This is a genomic window from Bradyrhizobium sp. JR4.3 (assembly GCF_040547695.1).
Classification (GTDB): Bacteria; Pseudomonadota; Alphaproteobacteria; order Rhizobiales; family Xanthobacteraceae; genus Bradyrhizobium; species Bradyrhizobium canariense.
In genome coordinates, this window is record NZ_JBEPQF010000033.1 from 23,108 (window position 1) to 44,442 (window position 21,335).

Annotated in this window: 13 protein-coding genes; 4 read left to right on the forward strand and 9 right to left on the reverse strand. The window is 58.8% G+C overall.

All coding sequences use genetic code 11. From position 1 onward, the window contains the following. Positions 1–10: 10 nt before the first annotated feature. The 8 genes from ABIB91_RS33820 to rfbC all read right to left on the reverse strand — a co-directional run bounded on the left by ABIB91_RS33820 (position 11) and on the right by rfbC (position 13,427). Entirely contained in the window at positions 11–1,438 is a 1,428-nt protein-coding gene (locus tag ABIB91_RS33820; RefSeq protein ID WP_354170982.1) for an HlyD family type I secretion periplasmic adaptor subunit, read from the reverse strand. Beyond that, positions 1,435–3,639, reverse strand: a complete 2,205-nt coding sequence (locus tag ABIB91_RS33825) for a peptidase domain-containing ABC transporter (protein WP_502917051.1) — start codon at positions 3,637–3,639, stop codon at positions 1,435–1,437. Before ABIB91_RS33825 ends, ABIB91_RS33820 begins: the two co-directional genes overlap by 4 nt. Continuing rightward, positions 3,617–3,952: a hypothetical protein gene (locus ABIB91_RS33830; RefSeq protein WP_354170984.1), complete on the reverse strand. Its 336-nt coding sequence runs from the start codon at positions 3,950–3,952 to the stop codon at positions 3,617–3,619. Before ABIB91_RS33830 ends, ABIB91_RS33825 begins: the two co-directional genes overlap by 23 nt. An 11-nt stretch (positions 3,953–3,963) precedes the next feature. Further along, positions 3,964–9,927 carry a DUF4082 domain-containing protein gene (locus ABIB91_RS33835; RefSeq protein WP_354170986.1) on the reverse strand — a complete coding sequence of 1,988 codons (5,964 nt, stop codon included), beginning with the start codon at positions 9,925–9,927 and terminating at the stop codon, positions 3,964–3,966. Positions 9,928–10,027: 100 nt separating this feature from the next. Beyond that, positions 10,028–10,891, reverse strand: a complete 864-nt coding sequence (gene rfbA / locus ABIB91_RS33840; RefSeq protein WP_354170988.1) for a glucose-1-phosphate thymidylyltransferase RfbA — start codon at positions 10,889–10,891, stop codon at positions 10,028–10,030. Next, on the reverse strand, positions 10,800–11,789 hold the full coding sequence (gene rfbD / locus ABIB91_RS33845; RefSeq protein WP_354170990.1) for a dTDP-4-dehydrorhamnose reductase: 990 nt from the start codon (positions 11,787–11,789) through the stop codon (positions 10,800–10,802). Before rfbD ends, rfbA begins: the two co-directional genes overlap by 92 nt. Before the next feature lie 7 nt (positions 11,790–11,796). Continuing rightward, complete coding sequence (gene rfbB / locus ABIB91_RS33850; protein WP_354170992.1) at positions 11,797–12,855, reverse strand: dTDP-glucose 4,6-dehydratase; 1,059 nt, start codon at positions 12,853–12,855, stop codon at positions 11,797–11,799. A gap of 14 nt (positions 12,856–12,869) precedes the next feature. After that, on the reverse strand, positions 12,870–13,427 hold the full coding sequence (gene rfbC / locus ABIB91_RS33855; protein WP_354170994.1) for a dTDP-4-dehydrorhamnose 3,5-epimerase: 558 nt from the start codon (positions 13,425–13,427) through the stop codon (positions 12,870–12,872). A 344-nt stretch (positions 13,428–13,771) separates the two neighbouring features. On the opposite strand from rfbC, the gene ABIB91_RS33860 reads away from it, so the two are divergent. The 3 genes from ABIB91_RS33860 (at position 13,772) to ABIB91_RS33870 (ending at position 19,760) form a co-directional block, all read left to right on the forward strand. Next, complete coding sequence (locus tag ABIB91_RS33860; protein ID WP_354171053.1) at positions 13,772–16,108, forward strand: AAA family ATPase; 2,337 nt, start codon at positions 13,772–13,774, stop codon at positions 16,106–16,108. A gap of 69 nt (positions 16,109–16,177) precedes the next feature. After that, positions 16,178–18,184 (forward strand): hypothetical protein, encoded by a 2,007-nt coding sequence (locus tag ABIB91_RS33865; protein ID WP_354170996.1) that lies wholly within the window; start codon positions 16,178–16,180, stop codon positions 18,182–18,184. A gap of 106 nt (positions 18,185–18,290) precedes the next feature. Continuing rightward, complete coding sequence (locus tag ABIB91_RS33870; RefSeq protein WP_354170998.1) at positions 18,291–19,760, forward strand: exopolysaccharide biosynthesis polyprenyl glycosylphosphotransferase; 1,470 nt, start codon at positions 18,291–18,293, stop codon at positions 19,758–19,760. Positions 19,761–19,828: 68 nt separating this feature from the next. Here ABIB91_RS33870 and ABIB91_RS33875 read toward each other — a convergent pair whose 3' ends face one another. Next, positions 19,829–20,197, reverse strand: a complete 369-nt coding sequence (locus ABIB91_RS33875; RefSeq protein ID WP_354171000.1) for an H-NS histone family protein — start codon at positions 20,195–20,197, stop codon at positions 19,829–19,831. A 718-nt stretch (positions 20,198–20,915) separates the two neighbouring features. Between ABIB91_RS33875 and ABIB91_RS33880 the strand changes: the two genes are divergently transcribed. After that, positions 20,916–21,299 carry an H-NS histone family protein gene (locus ABIB91_RS33880; protein ID WP_085395796.1) on the forward strand — a complete coding sequence of 128 codons (384 nt, stop codon included), beginning with the start codon at positions 20,916–20,918 and terminating at the stop codon, positions 21,297–21,299. Positions 21,300–21,335: the final 36 nt, after the last annotated feature.

The window sequence follows — 21,335 nt, forward strand, 5'->3', positions numbered from 1 at the left end:
GTCAATCAGGTCAGTATTCCCGGATGCTTTCATCCAATCCGCGAAGCAAGGGATAGAGGAAATAGGAAATCACCGTCCGCTTTCCGAGCTTTATTTCGGCGGTGAGCGCCATACCTGGCATGAACTGAACGCGTTCCGGCGGCAGCCGAAGATGCATGTCGCGCAAATCGATCAGTACGCGATAAAAGGGAGCTGACGGGCGGCGCGCACCTTCGGCCTTCGCGTCTGGCGAGAATGAGTCCTGGCTGATGACCCCAATCTCACCAGTTGCCGTGCCGTACTTCTGGAACGGAAATGCTTCAAACTTGATTCGTACGGCCTGCCCGACCGTCAGCTGTCCGATATCCCTGCCTTCGACGTTGACCTCCGCCCGGAGCGTCTCGTCGCGAGGGACCAATACAAAAAATGTCTCGGCCTCGCGAATTACCGAACCCACCGTCCGATTGGCAATTTCAAGTACCACCGCATCAGCCGGTGCGTGCAGCACGATCAATTGCCGGCGAAGCTCCGTCTTCTTGAGCTCCTCCGCGGCGCCGTTACGCTTGGGCAACGTCTCCACGAGCTCCTGATAGGCAGTACGGCGAAACTCTGCAGCGAAGACCTTTTGGTCTGCACGGGCCTTGTCCAAACGATGCATGTTGTCGACAATGGCGCCACGAACACGCGCCAGATTGCTTTCAACCTCCAGCCGCGCGTCCCGGGACAGCAGGAAGTTCAGCCTTGAACCGACCTCCTTCGCCATCAACACATTTCGCATGGCCTCAATGGACTGCATGGTCTCCAGCCGCTGGGTCAGAACGAATTCCTCATCCTGGGCCGTCTTCAGATTGGCCTGAGCGGACGCAATCTGCGCGTCGTAGTTCTGGATCTGAAGATCGTAAGCCGTCCTTCTCTGGAGAAATACCTTTCGTTGCAGCGCCTGATCGGCATTCGCGGACTCCTCGAGGACGTACTCAACGCCGTCCAATTCCGCCCGGACCCGGTCGATGGAGGCGTCGAAACCCGCCAGGCGGCTGCGCAGTTGATCAAGGTCGGCCTGAGAAAATGTGGGATCGAGGATCGCAAGGACATCGCCGCGATTAACCGGATCGCCGGCCTTAACGCGAATGTCCCGAATGACCGATGTTTCCAGCGGCTGGACGACCAGGTTGGGACGTGTGGTGATCAGTTTGCCCTGTGCCGTCACAATCATGTCGACACGCGACACGCACGCGAACGCGATCGCGGTCGCGATCAAGGCGACGACACAATAGAGCGTGATCCGTCCTCCGCGCGGTGGCGTTCCCTGCTCGATCTCGGCGGCGTCGGACTGAAATTCCGCAACTACGCGAGACGCCGTCGACGCGGGCCTCGACAGCCCTCGCCGCTTCCGCGAAACGGTCGAAGGCCCCGATCTGCCGGAGCTCCCCTCCGCCCTGCTTTTCTCGGCACCGGTCATGCGACCTGCCTCGTCTGCTGATTCCAGAGATGCCTGTAGATGGTACACTTCGACAGCAGCCCGTCGTGACGATCCACATCGACGATTCGTCCACGGTCGATGACCAGAATCTGGCTCGCATCCGACAGCATCGAAAGCCGATGCGATACAATGATGACGGTCCGTCCTTCGGCGATACGCCGCAGATTGCGCCGGATGATCGCTTCGCTCTCGGAGTCCAGCGCGCTGGTCGCTTCATCGAGGATCAGAATGCGCGGGTTGACGATCAATGCGCGGGCGATCGCAAGCCGCTGCTTTTGCCCGCCCGACAGGTTCGATGCCTGCTCCTCGAGCATGGTATCGAATCCCCTCGGCAGCCGCTCTATGAACTCGTCGGCGCCGGCGAGCTGGGCCGCCCTGACAACTTCGTCGAACGTCGCGTCACGCTTCACGCAAGCGATGTTTTCGCGCACGGTGCCCCGGAACAGGAAATTGTCCTGGAGCACGACCCCGAGATTCTGCCGCAGGTGGGTAAGATCAATCTCGCGCGAATCATGGCCGTCGATCCGTAGTAATCCCTGCTGCACCGGATACATTCCCGCGATCAGTCGCGTCAGCGTCGTCTTGCCTGAGCCGCTCCGACCGACAATCCCAAAGACCGAACCGGGAGCGATTGTAAACGAGACGTCGTCCAGCGCCGGCGCTCCCTCGCCATAGCGGAAGGTCACGTTTTCAAACTCGATCTGGCCGACCAAATCGGGACGCAGCCCGTCGCGATGACCGTCCCGTTCCGGCTGCTTATTCATGACCTCGCCCAGCATCTTAACCGCCAGCGCGACCTCCTGATACTCGTGAACCATGGTCACCATCTGAACCAGCGGCCCCGAGACGCGTCCCGCCAGCATGTTGAAGGCGACCAGTGCGCCGATCGTCATCTCGCCACCGAAGACGTCCAGCGCGCCCAGGGCCACGATACCGAGCGTCATCATCTTCTCGAGAAAACCGGTCAGTGCCTGGGCGCCCGCCGAGATCTTTTCAACCCCGAAACGCATCGATACCGATTGCGCGCAGCGATCGTCCCATGCCCTGTTCTGGTTGGGCTCCATGGCCAAAGACTTCACCGTGCGCATTCCGTGCACCGTCTCGACCAGAAGAGCCTGGCGGCCGGCTTCGGCTTGGTAGAGCTGGTAGAGCCGTCGTCGGAACGGTCCCATCAAAATCACAATCACGCTGCCGCTGATGGCGGTAAAGGCCAGGACGACGCATGTCAGCTTAACGCTGTAGAGCGCGAGGACAGGCAGGAAGACGAACAGCGAAAGCGCGTCCAAGGCGGTCAGGAACAGCCGACCGGTCAGAAACTCGCGAATCCGCCCGGCCTGCTGCATGTGCTTCACCAGCACACCGGCCGAGATATGCTCGAAAAAGGTTACGGGAAGCCCTAAAAGATGCCGGAACGTTTTGGTCGCAACCCGGATGTCGATCTTGTTCGTGGCATAAAGCAGCAGGTAACGACGCAAGAAGCTGAATATGGCATCGAATGAGAGCGCGATAATCGCGCCAGCCGAGAGTACGTAGAGCGTCGTGAGACTCTCGTGCACAAGAACCTTGTCGATCACGAGTTGAAAGAAGATTGGAAGCGCGAGGCCGAGCGCATACAGGAAGACGGCGGCGATCGCGACGTCAGAGAACAAGCGCCATTCCCGGAGCATTTCGGGTACGAACCAGCGCAGTCCAAAGGCCCTCTGGCCCTGTGTTGAACGACTCTCGCGCTTGAACAGGACAACCTTTCCGAGCCAGCGGGCACAAAACCGTTCAGCATCGACAAGCAGCGGCTCGTCCCTCCGCTCAGCCAAGGGATCAAAGATGGTTACGGCATCGCGCTCCGGCTCGGCGCCGACCACAAGCACCCAGTTCTGGTTCGAGAGCTGAACAAGAGCCGGATAGGCTTCGCCGAGCCGACATAGCGCCTTCCAATCGAGCTGCGTCGCCCGGGCTCGAAGGCCGGCCTCATGCGCCATGCGTAACAAGAGATCGGTCGAGATACCGGCATCGTCGACGGCATAGGCATGACGCAAACGGTCCGACGGCAGATCGATACCGTGATGGGCCGCGACCCTTGAAAGGCATTCGAGCGCGGTCCGAGTAGCCCAACGCGACTCGTCCTCAGACAGTGGCGGTGCCGGTTCACACCTCGCGATTTCAACGGAAGTTGGTTGAGACATTTGGAGATCTGGAGCTGTCCGAAGCCGATGACGAAGATTCAAGTGGTGCGGTTGCCTGTGGCGGTGTAGTCGGCGGCCTTGGCCGATTGCGCTGGACGACGCCGGCGTCCACCAGACCCTGAAGTGCGTTTTGCATCACCTCGACAGAGTTCGCGAAGGATTCCGCCGAAAAGATTAATCTCTGGCGAAACACCTTCTTTGGCGCATTGTTGGCGTCACGTTCCGTGGGCGAGAGACTGACCAAGTCCACCCGCACGATCGCCCCGCCAATTGTGACCTCGTCAATCCCGTCGGTATAGAGCTCCGCATACATTCCGATTCTCCCTATGCTGCGAGCTGCGGCCTGAAGAGGACGTCAACCGCGTAGCTGGTCGCGTTGAAGGTGTTGGTCGGGAAGAGGCTTCCGGATCCGTACGCATAGACGCCGTTCCCCCCGCTGGACGCGGATGACGGGGCGGTTAAGGGTCCGTTGGTTACCGAACTGGCAAACAGGTTTGGATCGTCCGAGTAGTTGCCGGCAGTGTGGTAGGAGGCGATATAGGTCGTTCCCGCCGTGATAGTGACGGGCGTCGCGAAGTTGACCTGCTGCCAGCCGCTCGCCGTCTCGTTGGAAAAGGTCGCGGTGGCTAACAAGCTGCCTGTGCTGCTCCAGAGATCGGCGACGTGCGTCCCCGTGTTGGATAGTCCCTTGTAGAAGCGTAGACCGACGATGTCGCCCGAGGTGGACGCCTGAAACTTCATGCCCAGTTCGACAGAATTTGGATCATTCACTGTAACCACGCTTGGCGTTGGATTCGCGCTGAACAGACTCACAGTGCTCGCGGACGGCGCATGGACGGTGACATCCGCCCTCGCGCTTGCCGTGCCGCCCCGGCCATCCGCGATGACGTAGTTGAACGAAGCCGGTCCGGTGTATCCGTTGACTGGCGTGAACGTCACCGTGTTGTTTTGAGAACTGAAACCGACTGTACCGTTGACGGCCCCACTGACACCCGTGATCGTTAGAGCATCCCCATTCGGATCGGTATCGTTTGCTAGAAGCGTCGAACCGGAGATACTGAGAGGTACGTTTTCGGTCGCATTGAAACCACTGTCGTTATTGGCGATCGGGGGCTGGTTCGTGCCGCCGGTGGAATTGTTGAACACGACGTCGACCCAGTAATTGGTGGCACTGAATGTGCTAGTCGGAAACAGATTTCCTGTTCCATAGCTGTAGACACCATTGTTGCTTGCGGCAGCCGTGAGCGGGCCGTTCGCGTGGGCAGTGGCGAAGTAGTTAGGCGTATCGGCATAATGGCCGTTGCTGTGGAAGCTCGCGACATAGGTGGTGCCGGCCGCGATCGATACTGGGCTGCTGAACGTCACGGTTTGCCAACCGCTGCTGGTCTCGTTGGAGAAGGTTGCGGTCGCCAGGAGCGTGCCTGTGCTACTCCACAGCGAGCCGGCGTGAGTACCGGTGTCATTCGCACTCTTGTAGTACTTGATTGCGGAGATGGTTCCGGCCGCCGAGGACGTAAACCGTACGCCAAGATTGACTTGCGATGTGTCGGACGTTGATAGCACTGATGGCGTGTCGGAACTCGAGAACAAGCTGACCGTCGAGGGCGCGGTGCTCACCGCAACATTGAACGTTTCGCTGGCGGCGAGACTGCCGAGATCGGTTGCGGTTGCCTTTACGCTGACCGTGCCGACATCGCCAGACGCCGGTGTACCGCTGAAGGTCCGGGTGGTGGCGTTGAAACTCAGCCAGCCAGGCAGTGGCGAGCCATCGGCGGCGGTTGCCGTGTAGGCGAGCGAATCGCCGGAATCAACGTCAGTGAAGGTGCCGGCGGGCAGCGTCAGCGAGAAGGCCGAACCAACCGTTGCCGTCTGGTTGCCGGTCTGGGCCGCCAGCACCGGCGCGTCGTTGGCGCCGTGAACGGTGATCGTGAGTGTCGTGGACGAGGTCGCGCCGGCGGCGTCGCGCATCGTGTAATTGAAGGCATCAGTCAGCGTGTTGGTCGCAAGCCGCAGGGCCTGCACGGCGGAATCGGTTTCGTTGACGGTATAAGTGAAGGCTCCCGTGGCATTGAGCACGAGGCTGCCATGCGCTCCATTCAGAGCTGAGCCCAACGTGCCGAAGGTCGAGCCGAAGCTGACCGCAGTCACCGTCTTGGTGTCACCGGAATCTGGGTCAGTGTCATTGGTCAGTACGTTTCCCGTAGCGGGCGAGCCGCCGGTGCCGTTGGCGAGGCCGCCTTTCTCCGTCGCGTCGCCAGTATCGGCGACCGCTGTCGGCGGCGCGTTCGGCGTCGTCGTCACGGCTATATTGAACGTCTCGCTGGCGGCGAGGCTGCCGAGATCGGTTGCGGTTGCCTTGACGCTGAGCGTGCCGACATCGCCAGACGCCGGCGTGCCGCTGAAGGTCCGGTTCGTTGCGTTGAAACTCAGCCAGCCAGGCAGTGGCGAGCCGTCGGCGGCGGTCGCCGTGTAGGCGAGCGAATCGCTGGAATCGACGTCAGTGAAGGTGCCAGCAGGCAGCGTCAGCGAGAAGGCCGAACCAACTGTTGCCGTCTGGTTGCCGGTCTGGACCGCCAGCACCGGCGCGTCATTGGCGCCGTGAACGGTGATCGTGAGGGTCGTGGACGAGGTCGCGCCGGCGGCGTCGCGCATCGTGTAATTGAAGGCATCAGTCAGCGTGTTGGTCGCAAGCCGCAAGGCCTGTACAGCCGGATCTGTTTCAGTGACCGTGTAAGTGAAGGCGCCTGAGGCGTTGAGCAGAAGGCTGCCGTGCGCGCCGGATAGCGTTGAACCAACGGTCCCCGACGTCGAACCGAAGCTGACTGCGGTGACGGTCTTGGTATCGCCGGCATCGGGATCGGTGTCATTGGTCAGCACGTTGCCAGTGGCAGGCGCCCCCCCTGTGCTGTTGCCGGCGCCGCCCTTCTCGGTGGCATTGGCCGCGTCAGCGACAGCTGTCGGCGGCGTGTTGTTGCTATTGCTGGCAACAAACACCACGTCGGCCCAGTAGTTTGAGGAAGCGAATGAGCTGGCCGGAAAGATCCCTGCGGTGCTGGTGCCACCATAGGAATAGACTCCGTTGCCGCCGGAAGAGGTGGACGAAGGTGCTGTCAACGTACCGCTCGGGAAAGCGTTGGCGAAGAAATTGTTCGTGGCGACGTAAGCACCATTGGTGTGATACGAGGCGATATAGGTGGTATTGGCGCTGATCGTGACGGGCGTGGCCAGACTGACTGTCTGCCAGCCGCTTGCCGTGGTATTGGTGAACGTCGCACTGGCGAGCTTGGTACCGGTCGAGGTCCAGAGGTCGAGGACGTCGGAGCCGGTGTCGCCCGGACTGCGATAGAATTTCAGAGCGGTGATTTGACCCGCCGCAGAGGAGGTAAACTTCACACCCACCTCAAGCGCCTTGCCATCATTCAAATTGGTTTGGGCGGGTACGTTGGAGGTAGTGAAGAAGCTTCCGCCGCCACTCCCGCCTCCTGTAACGTTGATGCTGACTGTGGTGGGGCTCGTCTGCAGATTGGCGCTATCATCGGTCGCGCGCGCCTCGATGAGATGCGTACCGGTGCCTGAAGCGGTCCATGTGTAGCTCCAGCTCGTCGTTCCGCTCGCAGGGTGCCACGTCGTGCCGCCATCGGTTGAGACTTCGATGCCCGCGACGCGTCCACCAGCGTCCGAAGCGGTGCCAGTAATTGTGACAGTCTGGGCCAGGCTGACGTTTGTCCCAGCAGTAGGCGAGGTGATGGCGGAGGTTGGCGCGGTGTGGTCGGCGGAGGCCTGGGCGAGCACCAGGCTCGCCTGCAGCGTCTGCGGCGTTACGCCCATGTCGGCGAACAGGTTGACCATTGATTGCTGCACGGCGGTGCTGACTGGTGCAGTGATGCCATGGAATGGAACATACTGGTTGTCTAATCCCCACGACCACATGACAGTGCCGGCGCCGAAAACCAAGGCGCCACTGGTCGGATCACGGTAGAGGGTGAGGCTGTGCGTCGCCGTCCCGGGACCGGTTGTCAACCCGTTGTCCAGCAGCAGCGTGTTGACATTCATCGTCGTCGAGGACATGTCGATCAACCCGCCCGGCCGGAAGCCGTTATCGAGGTCGCTGTCCCATTCGTAGCCAAGCAGGTTGGTCAGCGTTCCTCCGTTACCGCTGGCAATGCTGGTATTTCTCCAGAAGCGCAGCTGCGACATGCTGGCGGGAATGGTGATATTGCTGAGCGTACCACTGTCGTCGACCGTGAAGATCGAGCCGGATAGCGAATTCTCCGGAGTTCCGGGTCCGTAAACGGGATCGCGAAACAGACCAGCTCCACCGTTCGCGGTGCCATTCGGATCAAGTTGGGTGCCGCTCCAGATGTCCTTGTATTCGATGATGTTCCGGTTAGCCGTATGGCTGGCGTCGAAACTCGGTGCAAGCTCGGTATCCCAATAGATTTGATTGCCACTCAGGAAAGCGAGATTGACACCCGCATCGGCCGCCGCCTTGACGTTGGCGACTTGCGATTGTGACCAGTATTCATCGTGGCCAACATCGATGTAGGCCTTCGTGTTCAGCAGCAGTCCAGCATTGGTCGAAGCGTCGATACCGGAGATGTAGTTGAGATTGTACCCGTTCTGCTCCAACCAATAGATCGCTGCGTATTCCTCGCCAAATAGGAAGTCCGTGGGCTGAGCCTCGTTGGAATTGACGTTCATGGCGATCGGACGGTTGTAGCTCACTTCATAGGCGCGATCGCTGGTCGTACCGCTAGGGCCCTGATACAGGTTGTATCCGCCCCAGGGGTTATACGCCTCCCAAGTCGTATCGCTGGTCTGGAACAGAATGTCCGAAGTCGTGCTGTCGTTCCGAACGATGAACGGAATCATGTTCTGGAAGTTCCCGGTATCTGACGTCAGCTTCGCGAAGTAGACGCCCGACACGGCTGTGCTCGGGATCGTCCATGAATCTGTCACGGACCAGTTGCCGGCATCTACAGTATTGGTCGCAGAATTGAAGATCGGGTTTGGCTGATTGTCCGTTCCTGTGTGATGCATACTGCTGATCAGTCGCGCGCCGTTGCCACCATAGTAGCCAAGCCGGTAGATATCGAGCGTGTAGCCCGTCACCGACGAGACGGTGTCAATCTTGAACGACACTGTCTGTCCAGCATTGGTGCTGATCTGGGTCGCGAAGCCTTCAATCTGCGAGTCGCCCGCGTTCGCGATCGAGCCGTGGATCGCCCATGTGCTCTTCGGCGTACCCGGCAGTTGATTCTCAGTGACAATTTTGTTGCCCGCGTCGCTGAAGGTCGCTGTCCCCGTTTGGGCGCCGGAGGTCGCGGTGAGTTGCAATGTAGCTCCGGTCGCTCGACCATCAGCGGGCACCTGCCATTGCGCGACGACTGTCCCATTGGCCAGCCCATCCATGTCGCCGATGCCGCCGTCTTTGATCGTGAAGGGCATATAGACATCGGCAATGCCGTTAGCGCCGGGCGCGCTCAATAGGTCGGCAATATTGAAGGTGACTGACGCCCCCGACCCGATGCCGGCTGCGCTAAACGTTGCCGTACCGCCTGGCGCGTAGTCCGCGCTATCCGTCGTTAGGGACAGCGAACCTGTCGACAGGGAATTGACGGCAGATCCGCCATGTACGCCGAACGGTAGTGCAGCCTCGAGGAACGAGACCTGCCTATTTAACCCCGTCGACGTGGACAACAGATCCACCAATGTCGAGTCAGAGCCCGGCCAGCCTGCCATTCCCGCAGCCGCATTGGGCAGGTGCTCTGACCCGATGACTGGCTCCGCGTGCAGCGGGGTCCAAGGCCCCTCTAACGCGGGTCGACCGTAGCCGCCGCTCGAATTGATCCAATGAGTGGTACCGGCGCTCGATATCGATGATGCCTGCGCCAGCTCACGGTCAGGCAGCATGGGTGAGAACGCCGGCCCCCCTGCGTTGGGGCGAGCCAACAGGCTTGCTGAACTCGAGAGCAGAGCGGCCAACCTCGACTGGAATGGCGGGATACCACGGCCCAGCGTCCTGCCGAAGCCGCCACGCGACAGCAATGCAGTTGCCTGAGCGGCGTCAATACCCGCAATCGCCCTGGACGGGAGATTCGGCCCGCCGGCCGGCTGGTCCGCATTCGGCGAGATCCCAAACTGATTCAATACTGGCGGTGCCCAGGCGCCGGCCGTTGGCCACAACCATGCGCCTCGCGCGATGACATCTGACCAGCCGGAATCGGCTTCTTCCGGCAAGAGGGGCTCGGTTCCTCGATCAAGGGCGCTCGCCTTTTGGTTCAGCATGGCCAGCCTCGAAATCAGCATAACAGAATGCGATTCTATTAATAATTAAATAAACCGCAATTTCAATCCATTTGTTTCAACATTTAATTTAACGGCGAAACTAAAAGACTTCCTTGAGATACCTGCCATACCCGCTCTTCTGCAGCGACTCGGCCAGCGCGAGAAGTTGATCACGATTGATGAAGCCGAGTCTGAAGGCGACCTCCTCAAGACAGGCGATCTTCATTCCCTGCCGCTTTTCCAGGGTCTGCACGAACGTCCCGGCATCGATGAGAGATTCGACCGTGCCCGTATCCAGCCAGGCAAACCCCCGCCCCATGCGTTCGACATGGAGCGTGCCGGCCGAAAGGTAGCGCATCTGAAGGTCGGTGATCTCAAGCTCGCCGCGCGGCGACGGTTCAACGCGACGGGCGTAGCGGACAACGCGATTGTCGAAAAAATACAGTCCCGTAATTGCCCAGTTCGACGCTGGCTTGCTCGGCTTCTCCTCGATCCGTATCGGACGATCCGCCTCGTCAAACGCGACGACGCCATATCGTTCCGGATCGCGCACATGATACGCGAAGACCGTGGCGCCTTCCTCACGTCCTGCCGCCCTGGCAAGCAGTTCGCTCAGGCCATCGCCGAAGAAGATATTGTCTCCAAGCACCATCGCCACACGATCGCTGTCGATGAAATCGGCACCAACAATGAAGGCGTCCGCGAGACCGGCGGGGCGGGTCTGTTCCGCGTAGCTGAGCCGAATGCCCCACTGGCTCCCATCCCCCAGCAACCGCTCGAACTGACACCGGTCTGACGGCGTGGTAATAATCAGAATTTCGCGGATCCCTGCCAACATCAGCGTGGACAAGGGATAATAGATCATCGGCTTGTCATAAATCGGGAGCAACTGCTTGCTGACCACGCGCGTGATCGGATAGAGGCGCGTTCCGCTGCCGCCAGCCAGCACGATTCCCTTCAGCATCGGCTTCTCCTTCTCCGACCAGCTGGTCAAGACAGGCTTCAAGTGAATGGCGCCAGGACGCCAGTCGAATTCCGAACACGCGTTCGGCTTTGGATGAATCCAGGCGCGAGTTTCGAGGTCGACGCGCAGCGGTCGGAAACTCTTCAGTCGTGATCGCCTCGAGCGGCGGAATCCGCGCTCCACGACGGGAAAGCTCATCGAAGATTGCCTGCGCAAAGTCGTGCCAGCTCGTTTCGCCTTGACCGGCGAGATGAAAGATGCCGGCCGCGGCCCTTCGATCGACCGTTACTGACCGTTCTGCGATCTGAAGGACAGCCTCCGCGAGGTCGTATGCGTAGGTCGGATTTCCGTGTTGGTCCCGGACAACCCTTACGATGGGCTGCGTTTCGCATAACCGCAACATCGTTCGAACGAAGTTGCTGCCATAGGGACTGTAAAGCCACGAGCATCTGATCACGGTCGCGAGCGGATGCGCGGCCAATACAGCAGCTTCGCCGGCAAGCTTCGACGCGCCGTAAACATTTAACGGCGCGGGAATGTCGCTTTCGTCGTACGCATCCGGTTTTGCGCCGTCGAACACATAGTCGGTCGAGAGATGGATGAACGGAATATTCATCTGCCAAGCGACATTTGCCAGCGTTGCCGCACCATCGCGGTTGATGCTGAACACTTTCGCCGCTTCAGATTCGGCCCGATCGACCGCCGTATATGCGGCCGTATTGATGATTGCAGACGGCGCGATCGACGCGATGAGCTTGTCGATCCCTTCGCGGTTCTCCAGATCGAGTTCTCGGTGCCCGAGAGCCACCGCAGGCAGACCGCGCATTGCAGCGAGATCACGAAGACACTTTGCCATCTGACCGTTCCGCCCGGCAATGAGGATGGGTCGATCTGTCATCTTCACCTCAATGTTGAGCAGCGAGCAAACCCAGACGCGAGCCGTCATAGACACCGCAGCGAGCACGCTGCCACCATGCACGATTGTTGAGATACCATCCGACGGTTTCGGCCAAGCCCTGTTCGAACGTTCTCGTCGGTTCCCAGCCAAGTTCGCGATGCGCCTTCGACGCGTCGATTGCATAGCGCGCATCATGTCCCGGACGATCCGGCACGAACGTAATGAGAGATCGCCTCGCTCCCGCGCCCGGGGATAACCGATCCACCATGTCACAGATCCGGGTGACCACCTCCAGGTTGGATCGCTGGCCATCTCCGCCGAAATTGTACTTCTCGCCCGGTCTTCCTTCGTACAGAAGTCTTATCAAGCCAGCGGCGTGATCATCGACATGAAGCCAGTCGCGAATATTTCTGCCGTCGCCGTAGACCGGTAGCGGCTTCCGGTCGAGCGCATTGAGGATCGTCAGCGGGATGAGCTTTTCCGGGAACTGGTACGGCCCGTAATTGTTCGAACAATTCGATACGATGACCGGCAGACCGTAGGTTCGAAACCACGCGAGTGCGAGGTGGTCGGAGGCCGCCTTGCTCGCCGAATACGGCGAACTCGGCCTGTAGGGCGTGTCCTCGCGAAACAAGTCTTCCGGCCCCAATGACCCGTAGACTTCGTCTGTCGATACGTGGATGAAGCGGAACTGCTTCCGCCGCGGAAGCGGCAGACGTTCGTAGTAGGTCCTGGCCGCCTCCAACAGCGTGTAGGTACCAACTATATTGGTGCTGACGAAGGCCTCGGGTCCGGTGATCGAACGGTCGACGTGGCTTTCGGCGGCCAGGTGTATCATCGCATCCGGCTCGTAGTCGGCGAACGCGAGATCCATAGCCTCTCGATCGCAGATGTCGGACTGCAGGAATGCATAAGACCCCAGCCCCTCGATGCTCGCCAGCGAGGTCAAGTCGGCTGCGTATGTCAACTTGTCGATGTTGACCACCGCGGCACTGGTCTGCAGCACCAAACCGCGACACACAGCAGAACCGATAAAGCCCGCTCCGCCGGTCACCAGGATACGCATTCCACTCATCTCCACTATTCGAAAACGCAAGCAAGCTGGTTGAGAGCAGGAAGGGTCTGGTCCTTTGGCGATATCTGAGCCTCTGACGGTGTGACGGGCCACTTGATCGCTAATGCGGGATCAGCCCAATAGACGCCGCCGTCATGGCTCGGGGCGTAGACTTGGTCGACCTTGTACAAGACGACGGTCTTGGGCTGCAGGGTGCAGAACCCATGCGCGAATCCCTTCGGAATGAACAGCTGCTCGCTGCTTTCGCTATCCAACTGGATGGCGATGTGCCTGCCGAAGCTGGGCGATAACCGCCGGAGATCAACGGCAATATCGAGAATGGCCCCGTTCAACACCCGTATGAGCTTGGCCTGGGCGTAAGGCGGCCGCTGGAAATGCAAGCCGCGCACCGTGCCGATCCGATCTGAGCTAGATTGATTATCCTGAACGAAGTCATGGAGGATTCCCTTTTCAGCAAAAGCCGATCGCTGAAAGGTCTCACAGAAGTAGCCGCGGGCATCGCAAAACCGATCTGTTCGAATTACTTTGACATCGGGGATCGCCAAGGATCGCAGTTCCAGCATTGGGCACCTCCTGCCGGCCCGCAATTTCCCCATCGGGGTTAGTTGCGACGGACCATAAATATCCGACGGAATTTAATTATCCGCCCGCCGACCCGTCTCGAAACGCTCGCATTATTCTCGATGCAAATACTGGCCAGACCGTAACTGCTAGAATATCCTCTATTTTCCTAACGCCGGTCCGAAAATGGCAGATCCGCCGTCATCTTCAATTTCACCTGCATTAATATATGATTTATTTAATTTGGCAAGCAGATCTTTATATGCATATAATCCCCCACCGCCTGCGCGCCCCTTGGTCTGCGGGCGAGCGGCTCCAACGTGACCCACCGTCGGACAGGTACGTGATGCTCCAGAACAGTCTTCGACACACGGATAGCGTACGGCTGCCTGTGACCGGGCTGGCCCAACCCGTTCAAACGGACAGCGGAGGAATCAGCGACGTCATCAATTTCGTCATCGGGCTTCTACGACGCCAATATCTCATGATCCTTGTCACTGCCGGGCTCGTAACTGCAGCCAGCCTGCTCTATCTCCGGTTGGCGTCTCCAACCTATACGGCGCAGGTTCAGATCCTGTTGGCTACTCCAAAGCCCCAATTTGTCCAGCAGCAATCGCTCCTCACCGAGCCGGCCTTCGATCTCAGTCAAATCGAAACCCAGCTTCAACTCCTGAGATCAAAGGCCACTGCGGTTGCTGTCATCGACCAGTTAAATCTGGCGGACGATCCGGACTTCAATGGGTCAGGGGTGTCTCTACAGTCGCTCTGGCAGCGAATTCGGTCATGGGCCTCGACTGGATCAAAGAAAGATGCGCCATCCGATACACATGGCGAACCATTAGACACTATCGTAGACGCATTTCTCAATCGGCTTTCGGCAGGGCGTGTCGGGTACAGCAACGTCATCGAGATCAGCTTTAAGTCGAGCACCGCACCCCGGGCCGCGGAGATCGTCAACGCCGTAGCCAACACCTATGTTGCGGACCAGCTCAATGGGAAATTCGATGCCAATCGCAGGGCAACAAGCTGGCTGCAGGAGAGGCTGCGTGATCTCGGCGACCAAGCCCTCGCTGCACAACGTGCCGTCGACGTCTACAAGGCCCAGAACAATATCGTTTCTTTGGACGGAAAGCCCATCGACGAACAGCAGATCACAGAAATCAACAATCGATTGGCTGTCGCGCGCGCCCAGACCTCTGAGGCCACGGCCAGGTTGGCTCGCTATGAAGCTCTCCTTGCCTCCGATCCGACAAAGCCGTCCTCGATGAACAATCTGGATGCTATCGGAGCCGATTCGACAAACAGTCAGATCATCAACGGGCTGCGTCAGCAGTATCTAGAGCTCATGAGACGTGAGGCCGAGTTGACGGCCAGGGTTGGTCGCGACCACTTGGCAGTCGTCAATATCCGGAACCGCGTGCGGGAATTTCGCGTCTCCATTTTCGACGAAGTCAAAAGACTTGCCGAAGTCAGCCGAAGCGAATTCGAATTCGCCAAACAGCGGCAGCAAGAAATCGAAAAGCAACTGTCCAAGGCCGTTTCGCAGTCCCGTTCAGTCAATTCAGCCGAGCTGACCATCAGGGAGTTGGAAAGCCGGGCAAAGGGCTTGCGTAGCTTATACGAGACCTTCCTGCAGCGTTACATGGGCTCCGCGCAGCAGGAGACATTTCCCGTCTCGGAAACGCGGGTACTTTTCCCCGCATCGCCGCCGCCGAGCAAGAGCAAGCCAAAGACAACGTTGGTGCTGGCGCTCGGCATTCTCGGCGGTCTCGCGCTGGGCATCGGCTTGGCGCTCCTCAGAGACCTGATGGACCGCGTCTTTCGTACCTCTTCACAAGTGGAAACTGTGCTGGAATTGCCTTGCTTATCCTTGGTCCCCTTGTTGCCGGCCCGCAAATCCGCGAAGCTACCAGTTCGCTCCCAGCCAACCGATGATGACGTTCAACAACGGATAGTTCCGTCTCCAACGGCAATTCATCGGACCGTGGTCGGAATGCCGCTATCTCGATATACCGAGGCCATTCGTTCCATCAAGCTAGCCATCGACCACAATCCGACCAAAATCTCCTCTCAAGTCATCGGCATTACCTCGGCCCTGCCGAATGAGGGGAAGACTACGATTGCAGCCTCTCTCGCGCAATTGATCGGGCACACCGGCAAGAAAGCTATCATCGTCGATTGCGACCTCAGGAATCCCTCACTTTCTGCTATCTTTGCGCCCAAGGCTGTCAACGGAATCATCGAAGTTGCAAACGGCAGCCGCTCCCTCGAGGAGACTATTTGGCGGGATCCTACGACCAATCTTGCATTTCTACCCGCCGTGCGGCGGGGATCTCTGCTTCACACCAGCGAGATTCTGTGCGCCGACGCAATAAGCAAGCTGTTCGACCGCCTGCGAGCTGACTATGACTACGTCATCGTCGACCTTCCTCCCCTGACCCCGTTAGTTGATGTCCGAGTCACTTCATCTCTAATAGACGGCTATATTCTAATCGTTGAGTGGGGCCGCACCAAAATAGATGTCGTGCAGCACGCACTGCACACGGCACCCAACATTCATGAATCGCTGATTGGGGCAGTTCTCAGCAAGACGGATACCAAGGCAATGGCTCGATATGACGGCCATCGGAGCTATTACTATCATGACAGCCACTATATCCGTTATGGCCTTTCCGGCTCTTGAGGCTGTCTCGTACCGGCCTGCACGTTCTCTCCGGCCACCGGAGTGGCCGCACCACACCATGGTGTTTACATGATTATCCGGCTTGCCCTGTTAGCCGAGTTTGTGGCGATCACCGCGGCGCTCGCAATGCCGGAAAGCCTGCAAAGCTTGGGATTGGCATCATTCATACTAGCAACAGCCGCGCTGGTTGTAGCGATCTTTCCATCGCCCGCCTCCCTCGGGCTCACCAAGCTGCTCCGGCCTAGTCCCGTAGTTGTGCTCGCGGCTCCGGCCCTCTGGATGGCGTTACAGGTGGTGCCGATGCCTATGGACACGCTCGGCAATCCTATCTGGGCAACCGCTTCGGCGGCCTTAAGCGAGCCCCTCGCCGAAATAATCACAGTCGATATGGGGGCGACTATGCTCTCGCTCGCGCAGTATTGCGCTGTGCTCGCCGCGGCCCTCGTCACTGCGGTCATCACGCTTGACCGATATCGCGCAGCGCACGTCCTGCATATTCTACTGTCGATAGCCACGATTGCCACGGCCATGTGGTTCGGCAAGGAAACTGCCGGTGTCGCCGGGCCCGATGGCTCAACCATCGCAGTGCTCGGCGTCTTGCTCTCCTGTGCGACGGCAATACGCGCGGCCGATCAAATAGCGCGGCACAGTCGGCCCGGAACAGTTGCGCCAGTTCCGCTCCTTGCTCTGTCCGCCGCGACCATCGCAATGATTGTCTGCTTGGCCGCGCTGCTCATTTGGACCAACTCCACCGCCGTCGTCGCCGCCCTCCTCGGATCAGCAATCTTGCTCTCGGTGTTCGTTATTCGCAGGTGGTTCTTTGGCTTGTGGGGTACCGCTGGCGTTTTCGCAACCGCCGCAATATTCTTTATTGCCAGCGTAACGATTATTCCGTTTAGGACGAACACCGATGTGACGATCGCCTTATCAACGAGCAGTCAGATCGCGACAGAACGGATGCTACAGGACGTCAGGCCGGCGGGATCCGGTGCCGGCGCTTCGACGGTCCTTTTGCCCCTTTATCGGGACATTGGAATCGGCGCCCCGCGAGAAAGGCCAACGGCTGCCGCCGCAATGGTAATAGACATGGGCTGGGCGTTCCTTTGCGGCTTTGTAGTTCTAGCGATGCTCGGCGCTTGTATTCTGATCAGGCGTTCTCTGTCACGAGCTTACGACTACGTGTACCCTGCCTTGGGCGCCGGTGCTTCGATTGCACTGATGATACTGACCTTTGCCGACCATGGAATTCTGGGTTTGGGCGCATCGCTTTTGGTCGCTGCGCTTTTTGGGCTGGCGTTCGGTCAAAGCGTCTCCGGTGCGGGCCGTGAGGCCATATCCTTGGAATCGAAAGAGGCTTCGGACTGGATGGCCGGTCCAGCTCCGGCGTCTCGTCCAAGGGTCGCGCCAGCGTTTGTCACCCTATGGCCGCGCGCTGCTCTGGCGGTGCTTGGAATAGCGCTGATCATACAGACGATATGGATGGTCCTCCCTGGGTGGTATCTCGGAGGTCAGTCTTCTTTGTCGGCAGCTGTTTCGGCCGCAGCAGCATGGCCAAACGGGATCTCGAAACCAGTTTCGGCTGCGGCAGCGCATGAAGACCTTTGGATCCGAGGGGAATCACGATCCCGTGGAGATCCGGCTCTCGCCGCGGACGAGCAAAAAACGGAACTTCCGGCAGCGTCGAATGCGTTTGCCCGCGCGCTGCGCTCGTCGCCGCTCCGCGGCGACATTTGGCTCATGCTCGCGGCGGCGCCGAAACAGAATTCGATCCAGACGGCCGCCATGCTCAAGATGTCGTACTATACTGCGCTGAACGATCTGGATCTGCTTCCATTAAGGCTATCCGTCGCGCTCGCCACAGATGCTGTGGTACGCGAGCTTGAATTTCGGGACTTGATCAAGCGGGACGTCAGCCTCGTCCTTACGCGTCGACCTGCTATCAGACCAGCGCTTGGGGCCGCGTACCGGTCAGCCTCGGCCGAGGGGAAGATTTATCTCGAGAACCTAATTTCGGAGCTCGATCCGACCCACCTCGACAACATGCGCGCGCGGAATTCCCGACAGGGATCTCGATAGATCTTCTGAGCAGCGCCAATATTTTAATGGCTTAAACGGGCTTTTTCTCTTGATAAATTAGATTAATTAATAATATATTAAATATTAACTAGCGGGTGTCCCGGCAATGAATTTCGTGAACCGACATTTCCCCGATCGGGAGGTTACGGATCGTGTCAGTCCCCGGCCGATAGTATCCGGCCAGCACAAATGGCCTCTCCGCTACGACTCGATCGAATACGTGGCGCTCTGTGCGGATATTGCGACCATTCTTTTTGCGAGCGTCGTTTCGATGTGGCTGAGCCAAGCTCAGAGTGGATGGGCTGCAGGCGACTTAAGCAACGCACTTGGCCTGGCGCTAGTCAGCGCAACATGTCTCGTTTGCCTCTTGAAGACGCACGGCCTTTATCGGCCAGCCGAGCTCCTCGTCCTGCGAAGTCAGATGCGCGCCGTCTGGATTGCATGGGCGTCATTGTTGTTCTTGATATGGGCCGGGTACGGTTTTGCGATTGGTTCGGGCTCTTCTCACCAAGCGGGCACACTTTTCGCTGTCCTGGGCCTGGGCTTGCTTATGGCCGAGCGGTGGGGAGTGAGAGCGCTTCTCGGGAAGGGCCTGAGCGGCAGAAAATTCGCCAGCACAAACATTGTTCTGGTCAGCGACCAGCCGCCATCGAAAAACGCCGGACTGCCTGAAACGCTGGCGATGCATGGTTATTGTGTCCGAGGCCGGTTCAGCTTGCCCCCAATCGCCTTCGGTCCTGCCTGTCGAAGGCGGCTCACGGCTCGCGTGATTGACTACATTCGCAGCTCCGAGCTCGACCAGGTGGTTGTGGAAGCGAACCCGGAACGATGGCCCGAACTCCGGGCCTTCGTTGCCGATTTGCGGGTCTTGCCGCTACCGGTTGTGTTCGTGCCGGTCGGTACGACATCCGAATTGCTTCGACACCCCACGCGAAGCCTTGGAAGTGCGGTTTGTGTTGAACTCCAGCGTGGGCCGCTTACGCAGCTGGACTGTGCGACCAAACGAATCATTGATCTTTTCGGCGCCGCGCTCGCCTTGACGATACTTGCCCCGCTGCTTGTGCTGGCCGCACTTGCAATCAAGCTGGACTCGCCCGGCCCCATATTCTTTCGACAACAACGCTGTGGCTTTAACGGCCGGATCTTCCTGATCCGCAAATTCCGGACGATGCATGTGCTCGAGGACGGGCCGGCGATCCTTCAGGCCCATCGCCTCGACCGACGGGTGACGCGCGTCGGCAAATGGCTGCGACGGACAAGCTTCGATGAACTGCCACAGCTGTTAAATGTTCTCGACGGCAGCATGTCGCTGGTCGGTCCGCGTCCTCATGCCTTGGCTCATGACGGAGAATTTGACAAGCTCGTGCGGAACTACGCCCTACGCCGCAGGGTCAGGCCAGGACTGACCGGATGGGCCCAAGTCCATGGCTGCCGCGGTCCAACCCCCACAGCCATCACGGTCGAAACACGCGTACAATACGATCTCTGGTACATCGACAACTGGAGCCTTCGGCTTGATCTCGTAATCTTGCTGCGAACTCCCCTCGAAGTGCTGCGGGGACGCAACGCCTATTAGGCCCACAGGATCACGGGCACTGCGGCAGCCATTTAACCCAACCACCCCGTCGAACAGTGCAGATCAGGTTACGCGCGCTGACGAAGCTTCGGACTTCCATCCCCTATGCGAAAGTCCTCAATCCTCCGGCCAGACTTCACGGCAGCAACCAACCACCGCGGCCGCTTGCCACGCCCCGACCAGGTCTCTGAGGTCTGGGGGTTCCGGTATTTCGGCAGCACCCGCGGATATTTGCGTCTCGCTTTGGCGGTTGGAGACACGCCCGACGGGCTTGAGTCCGCCAAAACAGCCATCCCGCCCCCGAGAACCGCCAGGCGCTTCTCCAGTTCGTGCTTTTCTGCCTTAATCCGGTCCGATAAGATCCCGCTAATTTCCTCATGAAGCGACCAGAGATCGTCAAGGGACATTGATTCTAACTCGAGTTTCTTAGCTGGCATGCTCGCACCCTGTAGTTGCGCCAAACTTAATATGCCCCGGATCGACATTAATCAAGATGGTGAACTCGATTTACCCAAGAAAATACATGGAACCGAACTGAAATCCGCATTCCAGATAACTGCGTCGCAACAATCAATCAAGCCGAAACAATGGGCTATCCGCATAATCTAATTGCGGAGCGGGTAAATTTTACACGTCCAGCGGGCGGCCGTGGGACCATTCACGCGAACCGATGTGACCGGATCACATCGAGCGCCGGCACCAGTCATCTGCACCACAATATTCTCGATGAATATGGTTGGCGCGTAGGCTGCCCCTCGTTTTGGGCAATTTCGTTATTGCACGCCTTCGGATATGCGCAAGCGGGCGCCAACCAACTCAATGTCCGTCAGCCCAAACCGCCCGTGCTCGATTTGAGCTCCAGGTCCCGAACGTCCGAGGGTAGAGCCGGGGGAAGCCGCTCCGACTGTGCTGCCAAGAGGAACTCGATCGAGATCTTCCCGTTTCTTGCTCTGCAGCAAGTCATTGATCTGCCTATCCCCATTAATAAAATAATCCTCGCAATAATTAATTAAATAATATATTGTTTATTCATTGTCGCGTCGATTTGAAACACTGACTTTGGTCCATCGTTGATTCGGGTGCTGGGGCAATAATTGCTCGAAAGCTGAGGACGACAGATGGATCAGGAGTCAGTCGAACGGTGACGAGAATGCTATGCGTCGGCAAGATCTCGAAGCCATGGACTTTGAGGAACTTTGGCTCCTTCACGAAGAGCTAACAAAGATACTTGCCGAAAAGATCACAGTCGAGAAGCGAGAGCTCGAAAAGCGTCTTGCGCAACTCAACCAGCCGGATCAATTCGGTGAAGCTGAACGCCGGGCCGCCAACGCCGGAACGAGCGAGCCGCCGCGCCGCAAATACCCGAAAGTCGTGCCAAAATACTTCAATCCACTCCGCCCGACGGAGACTTGGTCGGGGCGTGGTAAACAGCCTCGCTGGCTAGTTGCCGCGCTCCAATCGGGGCACACGCTCGAAGAGTTCAGGATTCGCGAGAACGACGAGTCGTCGGATCGGAATGCCGGTGGACAAGGGCATTAACTCCGCGCAATTGCAGACATGCGTTTGCTAAAACTG